The sequence below is a fragment of the Hydrocarboniphaga sp. FW305-C-57 genome (assembly GCF_058783045.1).
This window is the reverse complement of sequence record NZ_JBYSYG010000001.1, coordinates 490357-503811: the sequence shown is the minus strand read 5'-3', so window position 1 is coordinate 503811 and position 13455 is coordinate 490357. Positions and strand designations below refer to the sequence as shown.

At 62.6% G+C, this 13455-nt stretch carries 11 protein-coding genes; all 11 read right to left on the bottom strand.

Translation table 11 applies throughout. The features are described 5' to 3' along the window. Positions 1-3: 3 nt before the first annotated feature. The 11 genes from AC3WUM_RS02450 to AC3WUM_RS02400 all read right to left on the bottom strand — a co-directional run bounded on the left by AC3WUM_RS02450 (position 4) and on the right by AC3WUM_RS02400 (position 13221). Positions 4-2109, bottom strand: coding sequence for an acetate--CoA ligase family protein (locus AC3WUM_RS02450; RefSeq protein ID WP_492408487.1), 2106 nt, complete (start codon positions 2107-2109; stop codon positions 4-6). A gap of 34 nt (positions 2110-2143) precedes the next feature. Beyond that, the gene (locus tag AC3WUM_RS02445) at positions 2144-3646 is read right to left on the bottom strand and encodes an aldehyde dehydrogenase family protein (protein ID WP_492408486.1); all 1503 of its coding nucleotides are present in this window, start codon (positions 3644-3646) and stop codon (positions 2144-2146) included. Positions 3647-3669: 23 nt separating this feature from the next. Continuing rightward, positions 3670-3990, bottom strand: a complete 321-nt coding sequence (locus AC3WUM_RS02440) for a 2Fe-2S iron-sulfur cluster-binding protein (RefSeq protein WP_492408485.1) — start codon at positions 3988-3990, stop codon at positions 3670-3672. Beyond that, the gene (locus tag AC3WUM_RS02435; protein WP_492408484.1) at positions 3990-5213 is read right to left on the bottom strand and encodes a cytochrome P450; all 1224 of its coding nucleotides are present in this window, start codon (positions 5211-5213) and stop codon (positions 3990-3992) included. The genes AC3WUM_RS02440 and AC3WUM_RS02435 overlap by 1 nt, the downstream gene beginning before the upstream one ends. A 188-nt stretch (positions 5214-5401) precedes the next feature. Next, positions 5402-6535, bottom strand: a complete 1134-nt coding sequence (locus AC3WUM_RS02430) for a hypothetical protein (protein ID WP_492408483.1) — start codon at positions 6533-6535, stop codon at positions 5402-5404. Positions 6536-6666: 131 nt separating this feature from the next. Next, a complete protein-coding gene (locus AC3WUM_RS02425) occupies positions 6667-7101 on the bottom strand; it encodes an ExbD/TolR family protein (RefSeq protein ID WP_007186247.1) in 435 nt (144 codons plus the stop codon). Between the two features lie 179 nt (positions 7102-7280). Continuing rightward, positions 7281-7709 (bottom strand): ExbD/TolR family protein, encoded by a 429-nt coding sequence (locus tag AC3WUM_RS02420; protein WP_492408481.1) that lies wholly within the window; start codon positions 7707-7709, stop codon positions 7281-7283. Between the two features lie 37 nt (positions 7710-7746). Further along, positions 7747-8565: a MotA/TolQ/ExbB proton channel family protein gene (locus AC3WUM_RS02415; protein WP_492408480.1), complete on the bottom strand. Its 819-nt coding sequence runs from the start codon at positions 8563-8565 to the stop codon at positions 7747-7749. Between the two features lie 25 nt (positions 8566-8590). Further along, entirely contained in the window at positions 8591-9211 is a 621-nt protein-coding gene (locus tag AC3WUM_RS02410) for an energy transducer TonB (protein WP_492408479.1), read from the bottom strand. 122 nt (positions 9212-9333) lie between these two features. Beyond that, positions 9334-10635 carry an OmpA family protein gene (locus tag AC3WUM_RS02405; protein ID WP_492408478.1) on the bottom strand — a complete coding sequence of 434 codons (1302 nt, stop codon included), beginning with the start codon at positions 10633-10635 and terminating at the stop codon, positions 9334-9336. Between the two features lie 60 nt (positions 10636-10695). Beyond that, positions 10696-13221: a TonB-dependent receptor gene (locus tag AC3WUM_RS02400; RefSeq protein ID WP_492408476.1), complete on the bottom strand. Its 2526-nt coding sequence runs from the start codon at positions 13219-13221 to the stop codon at positions 10696-10698. Between the last annotated feature and the right edge of the window lie 234 nt (positions 13222-13455).

Below are 13455 nucleotides of genomic sequence, written 5' to 3'. Positions count from 1 at the left end.
AGCTCAGCGTCCATCCACATCGTCCCAGACCGCGAGCGCATCGAGCGCTTCGACGCGGCTTGCGTTGACGAGTATCGGATTGATCTCGAGTGAAACCAGTTGCGGGCCGAGCGCGAGCGCCGCATCGCCGATCGCGGCGACGGCTTGTGCGACGGCCTTGCGATCGATCGCCAGTGCACCGCGAAAGCCATTGAGCAGCTTGGCGCCGCGCAGCTCGCCGAGCATTTCTTCCACGTCGGCCGGCGTCACCGGCAGCAGGCGCAACGAGGTGTCCTTGAGCGCCTCGACCCAGATGCCGCCGAGCCCGACCGCGATCGCCGCGCCCCAGCTCGGATCGCGCATGGTGCCGACGAACAGTTCCACGCCCTCGGTCCGCATCGGCGAAACCACGATCCCGTCGATGCGTGCATCGGGCCTGGCAGCCTTGACGCGCGCCATGATGCCGTCGTACGCCTCACCGACCGCAGCATCGCCCGACAAGCGCAGCACGACGCCGCCGATGTCGGTTTTGTGCGCGATATCCGCCGAAGCGATCTTGAGCACCACGGGCTCGCCGAGCGAGCGGGCGAAAGCAAGGGCCTCGTCGCGGCTCTGCACGATGCGGGTCGGAATCACCGGCACGCCGCGCTCGCTCAGGAATGCGAGCGTCTGCTGCTCGGACTGCGGGCGCACTCCGGCCGATTCGACAGCCTTTGCACCAAGCGCAACGCCCTTGCGATAACGCTTCGACCAGCGCGCGGCCGCTGCGAAGCCGGCCACCGCGTGATGCAGGCCGCAGGGCATGTAATCGACCTGGGCCTCGGCGATCGACTCCTGCGTGAGCGCGGTCGCCGGGCGCATCAAGTGACTCACCGACAAACTCGGAATCGGACTGTTCTTCTGCCCTTCGGCGACCTGCTTGACGAGGATGCGGCTGAACGGGCCATCGTCGTATTGATCGGACGGCACGTCGGAAACCGCGAGCACCGCAGCGAAGCCAGGATCCTGCGACATCGCCGCGATCGCCTGCTGAAACAGCTCGGGCTTGAGCATGGAGGCGCCCGTCACGTCGAGCGGATTGTGCGGCGTTCCGAACTCGGGCAAGGCGGAGCGCAGCTTGTCGACGGTTTCATCGGCCAGATGCGGCAACGGGTAGCCGAAGGCTTCGGCATCGTCGGCCGCGATCTCGCACATGCCGCCGGACATCGAGATCACGCCGAGACCGCCGTCGCGCAGCGGCCCCACGCGCGCCATCAGCTCGGCCGTCACGATGAGCTCTTCGAGCGTCTTCACGCGAACCAGGCCGTAGCGCCGACACGCCGCATCGAACACGCGATCGTCTCCGACCAGCGAGCCGGTGTGAGCCTGCGCCGCCTTGGCGGTGACTTCACTCGTGCCGATCTTGAGTACGACGATCGGCTTGCCGGCCTGCAGTGCGCGCTCGGCCGCACGACTGAATGCTTCGGCGTTGCGTACCGATTCCATGAACAAGGCGATCGACTTCGTCGATGGATCGTCGACGAGATAGTCGATCACCTGCGCCACATCGATATCGGCCTCGTTGCCCGTCGAAACCATGTAGCTCAGGCCGTAGCCCTGCCACTGCACGAAATAGGACATCTGGCTCGCGAGCGCCCCGCTCTGCGAAACGATGGCGAACCGCCCGGGCAACACCGGTCCGCGAATCGGCACGGTCCACACCGGCACCTTGTCGACGAAGTTGACGAAACCCAGGCAGTTCGGCCCGAGCAGGCGGATGCCAGCCTCGCGCGCGGCGGACAACAATCGCGCCTGCTGCTCACGACCATCATCACCCGCCTCGGCGAAACCCGAGCTCAGCACGACGGCGTTGCGGATTCCCGCCGCCTTCAGATCGGGCAAGGTATCGATCAGAAATTCCGACGGCACCATCAGCAAGCCGAGATCGATCGGCTCCCCGATCGCCGAAGCCGAGGTGTACGCGGTCTTGCCGAGCACCTCACCGCCGCGGCGGTTCACGTAGAACATCTGGCCTTCGTAACCGAGCACCTTGACATTGACGCGCGCGGCACGCGTCCAGATCGATTTTTCGGTGGCGCCGATGAAAGCGATCGTGCGGGGTCTGAAAAACGAATCAAGCGGATGCGGCATGGCGTTTGTCTTTTTGATGTCTGCGCGAGGCCGTTCAGCCCGGTGTCTTGACGGCGTGCTTGCGGGCGAGCTTGTCGAGCGTTCCGCGTATCGCCATGTCGAACAGCTTTCCATATGGCGGCAGCATCACGCGCATGAGGGCTTGCGGGCCGGCCTGGCTATACACCGAACGCGCGTGACTGAAGCGACGAAAACCTTCGATGCCGAAGCTGTACGCTCCGATGCCGCTGCGACCGACACCACCGAACGGCAGATCCGGCACGCTGAAATGCACCATCGCATCGTTGAGCGTGACGCCGCCAGAAAACGTGCGGTCGAGCACGTGCTGCATGAACTTGCGGCTCTTCGAGAACACGTAAAGCCCGAGTGGCTTGGGCATCTGGCGCAGCCGCGTGCACACCTCGTCGACGTCGTCGTAAGTCGACAGGACCGCCACCGGGCCGAACAGCTCTTCCGTCGCGGCACGCGTACTCGCGGGTGGATCGAAGATCAGATGCAGGGCCAGGCGGTGCTGGTTCGCATCTCTGGCATTGGCTTCGTCGGCACCGATCGCGAGCACCTTGGCGCCCGCCGTGCGCGCTTCGTCGACGATGCCTTCGAGACGCCGGTAGTAGTGATCGTTGACGAGACCGATGTAGTCCGGATTTTGCGTGGAACCCGGATAGAGCTTGCGGACGGCCTTGTCGAGTTCGTCGACGAATGCCTCTGCCTTACGCCTGGGCACGAACAGCAGATCCGGCGCGAGGCAGGCCTGTCCGCCATTCATGGTCTTGGCGGTGACGAGTCGCTGCGCGGTTTCGGCGATATCCGCATCGGGGCCCACGATGACCGGGCACTTGCCGCCGAGTTCCAGCGTCACCGGCGTGAGATTCGGAGCCGCGGCTTCCATCACCATCGCGCCGACGCGCGGACTTCCGGTGAACATCAGGTGATCGAACGGCAGCTTCGCGAAGGCCTTGCTGACGTCGAGCCCGCCGTGCGCAACCGCGATTTCGCTGAGGTCGAAGTAGGCCTTTATCGCCTCCTCGAGCACGCGACCGCTCTGCGGCATCAGGTCCGAAGGACACAGCATGGCGCGATTGCCGGCCGCGAGCGTCGTCGCCAGCGGCACGAGCACCAGGTTCAGCGGCGCGTTCCAGGCCCCCATGATGCCGACGACACCGAGCGGCTGGTATTGAATCTCCGCATGCGCACCGAACAGTTTGAACGGCATCGGGGCCGAGCGCCGATCGGGCTTCATCCATTCGCGCACGCTCTTGCGAGCGGTTCCAAAGATTTGTGCGGGCAGGAAGATCTCGGTGATCAAAGACCATTCCTTGCCGCGCTGCGGAAAGTCGGCCATCACCGCATCGTGCAGGGGCTCGCGAAACTTCAGGAGCATCGCCAGCGCGCGATCGAGACGATCCTGGCGCGCCTTCAGGGACACCGGCATTTCGGCGATGAACGCCTCACGCTGGCGCTTGAGAATCTCGCCCAGGCCAGCGACGCGCGCTTCGGTGTCGTATTCATCAGCGTGGGCGCGACTGTCTTCGGCCATGCGAGTTCTCCGGTGTTCGCGCTTCAGCGCTGGCTGGCAGGCAGGCGGACGATCAGGCCGTCGAGCGCTTCGCTGATCGTGATCTGGCAGCTCAGACGCGAGCTCGATCTGCGTTCGTCGACGACATCGAGCATGTCGGCCTCCTGCGCATTCGGCTCGCCGATCTTGGCGCTCCAGGGTTCATCGAAAAACACATGGCAGGTCGCGCAGGCACAGGCTCCACCACAGTCGGCTTCGATGCCGGGCACCAGCTTGTTCTTCGCCGCTTCCATCAGCGACAGTCCGGCCGGGGCCTCGACCACGTGTTCGGCTCCACCGTGTTCGACGTAGGTGATGCGAACCATCAGGCGGCCTCGGGTTGCGGCTTGGGCGCGCGTACGGCCCCGGCGGTGAAGCGCACCGGCAAGCTCTTCATGCCGCGCGCCTCTCCGACGAGGTACTCGGGTTCGAATGCCTCTTCGACTCGATAGTCGCCGAGCCGCTTGAACACCGTCTTGAGCAGAATTTCGATTTCGAGGCGAGCGAGATTGCGACCGAGGCAGATGTGCGCACCCGTGCCGAAGCCGACGTGCTGATTCGGGGCGCGATCGAGCACGACTTCGTTCGGATTCGCGAACGCCCGCTCGTCCCGATTCGCGGAGCCGTGCAGGCCCAGCACGCGATCGCCCTTCTTGAGCGACACACCGTCGAGCTCGACGTCGGCCGTCACGGTCCGGCGCAGACCCTGGATCGGGGACGAGTAGCGAACGAACTCTTCGATCGCGGGCGCCCAGGCCACTTCACCCGCCGCGAGCCTGCTGCGCTGCTCGGGATGGCGCGCGAGGTACAACAGCGTCTCGAGCATCACCGCACTGGTGGTATCGAGCCCGCCGAACAGAATGATCAGCACCTGCCGGAAGATTTCTTCGTCGGTAAATCTGCTTCCATCGACGCCGGCTTCGAGCAGCATGCCGATCACGTCGTCGACCGGAGCCTGTTGGCGACGCTGCGCGATCAAGCCCATCAAGTAAGCGCCGATCGCCTCGCCCGCGCGAGCGACGCCCTCGATATCGGTCGAGCGCCCACGCGTCATCAGGTCGATCCATTCGGTCATCTGCTGCTGCGATTCGCGCGGAACGCCCAGATACGGCAACACGATCGCGGGCAGCAGCGGGCGCACGAGCTGAGAGGCGAGGTCAGCCTCGCCTTTCTCGATGAAGGCGTCGATGAGTGCGTTGATGGTTTCATCGATGTCGTCGCGCTTGGTGGCGACGGCTTCGGGCGTGAAACGACGATTGAGGTTGCGACGGAATTTGGTCTGCAACGGCGGATCGAGGTCGATCGGCAGCATGCGATACGGATGGTCCGGAATCGCCACGCCCTGCTGTGAACTGAAAGTGCCGTAGTCCTCGAACACTTTCTTGACGAGGTCGTAGCGGCTCACCACGTAGAAGCCGCCATATGTTTCCGCATGTCCGACCGGGCATTTCGCACGCAGCGCCTCGTACATTGGGTACGGGCAATTCATCTGTTCGGTCGAGTTGTGATCGAACTTGGCCGCCAGGGTCTTGGCATCTTCCATCGTCATCGCTTCCTCCTTTCTCGTTCTCGCAGCTGGCCTTCTCATCGGAAAGACCGGCGATGTCCGCCTTCCTCGCGCAGTCGCGGGAGCAGCTCTCAAGCCCAAACTGTTACAAATTACTATTTTTGTCAATCGTCGATTCAAGGGCAGAAAAAGCCCCGAACGAGTCGGGGTGTTTTCCGGCATCAGCGGCCTTAAGGGGCTTTGCCGCTACGGATCTGCAAGTTCCAAAGCCGAGCGAGTTCCCTTGAACCGTCGGCACCGCCGACGCTGGAGAAGGTCTTGCCCGCCTCGGCCTTCTTGCCCGCAAGGTTCTGCGCCACGCCGAGATGCAGCTTGGCCTGCTCCGGAGCCTTGAGGCCGCCCTTGCTGATGCCCTGCTGAATCAGCTGCAGGCCCTTGTCGTACTGGCCGTAGGTCACGAGGTTGAAGCCGGTGGCGACGAGCGCGTCGCCGGTAGCCTGCGCGGCCGCGGCTTTCTCGCCTTCGGCCAGCGTGGCCTGATCTTCGGTGAGCTTCTTCGCAACGAGATCCTTGAGGCGCTGGTGACGCGAAGCGTCCGCACCTTCACCGAGCAGCTTCTTGGAATAGCCCTCGTCGATGAAGCCCTTGGCTTCCGCCGGATAGCCCGCTTGCAGCGCGAGCTGCGCGGCCTCCATGTAGTCGCCGGTCTTTTCCATCGTGCCGGTCGCCTTGCGCAGGCGATAGGTGTCGAGCGTCAGCGCCGGCGAAAAGCCCGGCTTGTTGCCCGCGCGCACGATCAGGTCGAACCAGTATTCCTTCTTCGGGGTGTAAGCGACGAGCTTTTCGAGCGCGGCGGCGTAGGCGGTCATGTCGTTCTGCTTGAGCGCGCAGCTCGCGAGCAGCTGCAGCTGCGTATCGCTCGGTCGCTTGCCGGCGGCTTCGAGCGCGTTGATCTGGCTCGTGAGCTCGGCGCCGGCTTCCTTGTACTTGCCGGCGAGATACAGGCTTTGTGCGTACAGCCCAAGTGTTTCAGCACTCGAGCCGCCAGCGGCCTTGTACTTTTGGATGCCTTCGGCGGTCTTGGCGTAGTCCTTCGCGCCGTAGGCGATCTTCACGTAGGCATCGAGCGTTTGCAGCTTTTCTCCGGCCAGAAGCTCCGGCGATGCAAGCACCTGCTCGTAAGCCGCGAGCGCACCCTTGTAGTCGCCAACGCCGATCGCAGCGGACGACTTCAAGCGTGCGATCAGATAGCTCTCGTAGGGCGTGCGCTTGGCGACACCTTCGGCGCGTTGAATTTGCGCTTGCGCTTCCTTGTACTGCTTGGCCTGCAAGGCCTTCTGCGCTGCCTGCAGAGGCTGACCCACTTCCGCGCTGATGCTCGGATTTGCCGCAAGAGAAGGCGTCTGGACGGCCGTGAGGAGGAGCAGGAACGATAACGCGGCGGCCGCCAGACGAATCAGGGACTGTGAATAGGTTGTGGCTTTCATGGCGCGGCTCACATGAACTGTTCGTTGCCGACGATGCCGATCTTGGTGACACCATTGCGCTGCGCGCTGGCCAAGACACCCGCAACGTATTTGTATTCCACGAGTTTGTTCGGACGAATATGGAACTCGCTCTGATTGGCGACGTCGGCGTGACCTTCACGGCGGAAGTTCGCTTCGAGCGTGCCGCGGTCCATCGGCGAGCCGTTCCACAGGATCGTGCCGTCGAAGTCGATCTCGAGATCCACCGCCGGCGGCGGCGGCGCATCCGACGGCGGGCTGTTCGCCTGCGGCATGTCCAGCTTCACCGCGTGCGTCTGGATCGGGATCGTGATGATCAGCATCACCAGCAGCACCAGCATCACGTCGATCAGCGGCGTGGTGTTGACGTCGACGACGACTTCCGGATCTCCGGAGCCACCGCCGCTTCCTACGTTCATGCCCATTGGGATTGCTCCGTTCTATTGGGTGGCTCCTCTCTCCCGCTTGCGGTAGAGAGTCCCTCGCGTGAGCGAGGGGAGAGAGGGTTCGTCTGAAAAGTGGGACGCACTTTCCGATCAGCCCCTCTCCCGGTGCTTCGCACCACCCTCTCCCGCACGCGGGAGAGGGGACAAGCTTGACGTCATCAGCCGCGCGGCGGCGGCTCGAGAATGAACCCGACCTTGGCGATACCAGCACGCTGGCAGGTCACCATCACCTGGCCCACGGCCTGATACCGGCTGGCCTGGTCGCCGCGGATGTGCACTTCCGGCTGTGGGACCTTCACCGCTTCCACCTTCAGCTTCTCGAACAAGGCATTCGTGTCTGGAATTCGCGTGATGTTCCAGTACATGTTCCCGTCCTTGTCGATCGCGATCACGATGTTCTCGGGCTTGGTCTGCAGCGCCTGGTTGCGCTCGTTCGGCAGCTTCACCGGCACCGTCTGCGTCACCACCGGAATCGTGATCAGGAAGATGATCAGCAGCACCAGCATCACGTCGACCAGCGGCGTGGTGTTGATCGCGGAGACGACGGCATCTTCGCCTTCGTCGTCTCCGCCTACTTGCATGGCCATGGCGTTCTCCTGCTTCTGGCTGGGAGTTTTCTAGGCCTTACTTCTTTTCGCCCACGCGCGTGCCCGACAGCAGCACCGAGTGCAGGTCCGCGCTGAAGCTGCGCACCGTCTCCATGCCCGCCTTGTTGCGGCGAACCAGCCAGTTGTAGCCCATGACCGCCGGAACGGCGACCGCCAGACCGATGGCCGTCATGATCAGCGCTTCACCGACCGGACCGGCAACCTTGTCGATCGAGGCCTGACCACTGATGCCGATGGCCGTCAGTGCGTGGTAGATGCCCCAGACGGTGCCGAACAGACCCACGAACGGGGCGGTCGAGCCGACCGTTGCGAGCACCGCGAGGCCGCCCTGCAACCGGCTCTGGATCTCTTCGACGGCGCGGTTGATGCTCATCGTGATCCAGCTGCTCAGGTCGATCTGCTCGACCAGCGTGCCTTCGTGATGGTTGCTCGCCGCGATGCCGCGGTCGGCGATGTACCAGAACGGCGTGCCGGCCTTCAGGCTCTTGGCGCCTTCTTCGACCGAGCGGCTAGCCCAGAACGTGCTGTTGGCGGCCTTGGCCTGCGAGATCAGCTTCTGCTGGTCGATGAACTTGACGATCATGATGTACCAGGTCGCGCCCGACATGATCAGCATCAGCACCAGTACACCCTTGGCGACGAAGTCGCCCTGCGCCCACAGCGCGCCGATGCCGTAGGGGTTTTCGACTGCGACGGTTTCGGTCTCGCTTGCGGGAGCCGCGGGTGCTTCGGCTGCGGCTTCGACCGGTGCGGGATCCTGCGCGAGAACCATCGGCGACAGGATGAGAGTCCCGGCGACGGCCAGGGCTTGCAGGAGGTGCTTCGTGAACGACATCGGGTGGCTCCTCAGAAATTCGTGATCAGTTCTGCTTGCGGAAGGTGTACTTGAGTTGAGCCCAGGCCGCCGTTGGCTTTCCGTCGGTCGTGCCGGGTTCGAACTTGCAGCGTGACAACGCTTGTTGTGCGGCTTTATCCAGGCGCTCGAAGCCGCTGCTCTTTTCGATCTTGCTGTCGGTGACCTTGCCGTCGACACCGACGAGCAACTGCAGCAGCACCGTGCCGGTTTCGCCGAGACGTTCGGAAACCGCCGGATACTCGGGCTCGCGACAGGCCTTGGCTTTCACCACCGGCGATTTGGTGACGCCGGACGGACGCGGAGCTGGAGCAGGTGCAGCGGGCGGCGGTTTGCTCGTCGTCGTGATCGCACTCGGCGGCGGGGTCGCCGTCTGAATCGTGATCTCGGGCGGCGGAATGAACGGCGGCGGCGGCACGTCGAGCTTCGGCGGAGGTGGCGGCGGTGGCGGCTCTTCCTCGACCGGGGCGTCTTCGAGAATCTTGGTCTCGATCGGCGCCGGCAACAGCTCGACCGCCTTACGGGCCAGTCCGCTCACGAGCCCCCACACCAGCAGCACGTGAAAGATCACGACGCCACCCAATCCGATCAGCCGTTTCTTCGGATCCTGGCGTTTGCCAAACTCCATGATGCTCTGTCCTCCAGTTCAAGGGCACGAGACGCTGAGGCGAAGCGCAGGCCTCGTGCCGAATGTCGCAGACCGCTTGCAGACTGCGCGTGTAACCCGCGCTTGGTGTTGCGGATCTCTCGTTACTGACCGGCTTCGATCGGTTGCGCATCGGCGAACGGATTCACTTCGGCTACCGGGGCTTCCGTGGGCGACGGGGCGACAGGCGCTTCGGCAGCGACAGGAGCCGCCGACGCATTCGATCCGGTGATCTTGAGCTCGACACGACGATTGAGCTCGCGACCTTCGTCGGTTTCGTTGTCCGCCACCGGCGTGGTTTCGCCGTAGCCATGCGAGCTCATGCGCTCGGCCGCGATGCCGCGACCGATCAGGTACTGCATGACCGATTCCGCGCGGCGCTCCGACAGCCGCTCGTTGTACGAATCGCTGCCGCGCGAATCGGTGTGTCCGCCGATTTCGACATTGATGCCCGGCGCCGCGCTGAGCGAGTCGGACACGCCATCGAGAATCGTCTTGGCGTTGACCGTCAGCGTCGCCTTGTCGAATTCGAAGTTCACGCCGTGCAGCACGATGGTGTCGCCGACCGCGCAGCCCGACAGATCGACACGCTGGCCAGCTTCCGGCGTCTTGCACGGTGGCGGCGGTGGCGGCAGCGGGCAACCGACAGCGTCGACCTGCGTGCCGGGCGGCGTGTCGGGGCACTGGTCCTGGCCGTCCGGAACACCGTCGCCATCACTATCGGGCGGCGTTTCGACCGGAACAACGGCAGCAACGGGTTCGGCGGCCGCCACTTCAACGGGCCTCAGGCCCAAGGGTAGTTGCAGACCGACGTTGACGAGCACGTCGCCGAAGTTATGCGGAGCGTTGATGTCACCACCCGGTGTCACGTCCTGATCGCGGCGTCCATAGCGATACAGCGCTTCGGCGCGAATCCCGAAGTCGTAGCGGCCGATCGATAGATCGAACAGATAACCCGCGCCGAGTCCCGCGGTGACGGTGTGAATGTTCTTCGTCGTCATCCGCGGCGCATTGGTACGAGTAGCCGGATACTTTTCGATGCTCAAGCCGCCCACTTCCACGATGCCGAACAATCCGGGCAGCGATTCGAACGGAAACACCAGGCCGCCGACGCTGCCGCCGCTTTGTTTGATGTCGCCGGTATCTGCATCGACGACGTGATAGACGCCTTTGAACTCGAGCGCGTACCAGTCGAGACGATAGCCCGCGGCGAGCACGCCGCCGTAGCCATCGTCAGTCTTCGGGCCATCGGTGAAGATGTACGAACCCATCGGCGCGATGTACGCGCCTTCCTTGAGCGGCGAAGTGACGCTCGAAGCTTCATCCTGCGCGTGCGCGAGGTTCGGCGTGCCGCAAGCCAGCAGTGCACCCATCGCGTACAAGCCATTCTTTGCAATCTTCTTCATAACTCCTCCCAATACTGCCTATGTTTGATTCCGCGCTTCTAGTCGAGAAAGACCGTTGGATCAGAAGTCCACGTTGAAGCGGACGCCATAGGTCGATGGGGGAGCCAGGTAGTCGAGCCGGCCCGTGTCGAGGTGGAACTGCGAATAGGTGTACTGCGCGTCGTTGATGTTCTTGCCGAACACCGTCACGCGAGTGCCCCAGGGCTTGTAGAAGTAGCTGATCTGCGCATCGATCACGTGATACTTATCCTCTTTCGAGATCGGCGTGTTCGAGGCCTGGTAGTAAAAGCCCGAGTTGAAGTACATCTGCGCACCGAACTCGAGGTTCGAGTTGTCGAACTCGAACAACTGGTTGAAGCCGACGGTGCCACTGAACTTCGGCGTGCGCGTGACCTTGTTTCCGGTGAAGTCGGATTCGATGATCCCCGGAATCAGCTGGTTGTAGAGGCCACCGGTCAAGCCGCTGTAATCGCCGGTCTGCGGATTCACGGAATAGCCGCTGCCGTTCCGGTAGTCGGTGTATTCCGAATCGAGGTAGGTGCCACCGCCCATCAGGACGAGTCCGGGATCGAGCTCCGGCAGCGGGGTGAGCTGGATGTCGAAGTCGAAGCCACGAATCCGTGCGCCACCGGCATTCTCGAGGTTGACCGCACCACCCGCGAGCAAGGAGATGAACTGAACCTGCAGGTCTTCGATCTTGTTTTCGAACACCGCAGCATTGAAGCGCAGCAGACGATCGAACAGCTCGGACTTGAAACCGAGTTCCGAGGTCTTGACCTTCTCGGGCTTCACGTACTCGGCATCGTCGTAAATGTTGACCGTATTGAACGTGCCGCTCTTGTAGCCTTCGGTGTACGAGCCATAGACCATCACGTCGTCGCTGATGTCATAGGCGAGCGAGACCTTCGGAGAGAAGTTGTTGGTATTCGAATGCTGCTTGCGGCGCACGATCAGTGGCGTGATGCTGCCGTCGAGATTAGCGAGCCCTGTATCCGAGGCAATGATGCGACGCTTCTCTTCCTGATAGCGGCCGCCCAAGGTCAAGTGCAGATCGTCCGTGAAATCGATCGTGAACTGTGTGAAGTAGGCGGTCGATTCAGTGCCGAGCAAAGACGTCAATGCGAGCGAAGCGCCATCGGGAACGATCGGAATCCCCGACAGTGCTTGCACGAGCAGCGGATTGATCGTCAGCAGATTGGCCAGCTGCAGATCCGAGAGCTCGAGTCCCGCAACGCCGAAACGATTGAGCGGAAAGCCCGACTTCTGATCGAGATAGAAGCCGCCGACGATCCAGGTCAGCCAGTCCGGACCCCAGTCGCCATTCGAGAGGAACTGCAGTTCGGCCGTCTTGACGTCCGCGAACTGGCCACGCGCGTCGAACAACACGATCGGCGTGTCGGTTCCGTCGAAATCGAACACGTTGTCGGTCTTGATCTTCTGCTTGCTGCCGAGAACCTTCACGTCGAACCATTCGGGGTGTAGGTTCAACTGACCGTAGTAGACCTCGTTGTCGAGTGCGAAATAGCCCGGCACGTCGACCGCGACGTGATACGGCCGCGTCTCGAACCCTTGGCCCGGATTCAGTATCGATCGAAGCGTGCGCGTCACGACGCTCGGGTTCACGTTCGGCATTGCGCTCGAACTGACGCCATCCTGGAGATACTTGAACGCCGCGAGGTTGAGCTGGATTTCGTCCGTGATGTCCCAGCGCGTCTTGATGCGCGCACCCTTGCCGACTTCCTTCGGCAACGGCAGCGTATTGGTGCCTTCACCGCTGCCACGCGTGCCGGTGTAATAGTTGTCTTCGTTGTTGTAGGTGACCGAGATGCTCGCGGCGAAATCATCCGAGAACGGAATGTTCTGGTAGAGGCGCGTACGCAACTGGTTGAACTCGCCATAGCTCGCGAGGATCGAGGTTTCCGGCGTGCTGCCGGGCGACTTCGTGATGGTGTTGAATGCGCCGCCCGTGGAGTTGCGTCCGAACAAGGTGCCCTGCGGACCTTTCAGAACTTCGACGCGCTCCACCGCGCCGAAGGACTGCGAAAGACCATTGGCGAACGGGAAATAAATGCCGTCGATGTACGACGCGACACTCGGATCGGAGTCCGGCAGGAACGCATCGGAGCCGACACCGCGAATGTAGATGATCGCAAAGTTGACAGTCTGCCCGTAGTAAACACCGGGCGTCGACTGCGCGAGCGACTTCGGATCGTCGATGCCCTTGGCGTCGAGGGCTGCGGCACTGAAAGCCGAGATCGAGATCGGCACGTCCTGCAGGCGTTCTTCACGCTTCTGCGCCGTGACGACGACCTCTTCGACCAGACGATTACGAGCACCGCCCGAACTTTGCTCGAGTGCCTCGGGCGCTGGTTCAGGGCCCTGGACGGCAATGGTTTCCAGGCCTTCCTGAGCAGTTGCCGGGGGCGACGTTTCGGCCGCAGCCTGAGCATTGGTATCGTCCGCAGCGGATGGAGCTTGAAGCGAACTGGGCTCCCCTTCTCCCACCGGCTCCGCGTCCTGAGCAAAGCCATAAATCGGGAGGGCAAACAGCGTCAGTACCAGCGGCAGCCTGGATGCGTTCGACATCGGCGCTTCTCCTCTATCTACTAATCTGAGTTTTATGTCAGCCGAGATTACTTCGGCTTTATTGGTTCACGGACGACCATCACCCCCGTGACGCATGAATCTTACATCATAAGTTTTACAGAAGTCACCATCTGTAACTTGATATTTTGAAGCCGTTTATCGAGTGGTTCGGGCGAGCTTCCGAACGCAAGAAGATTGCGGCGGCGCAGCACAATTCGGGCATTCCGTTGCGAA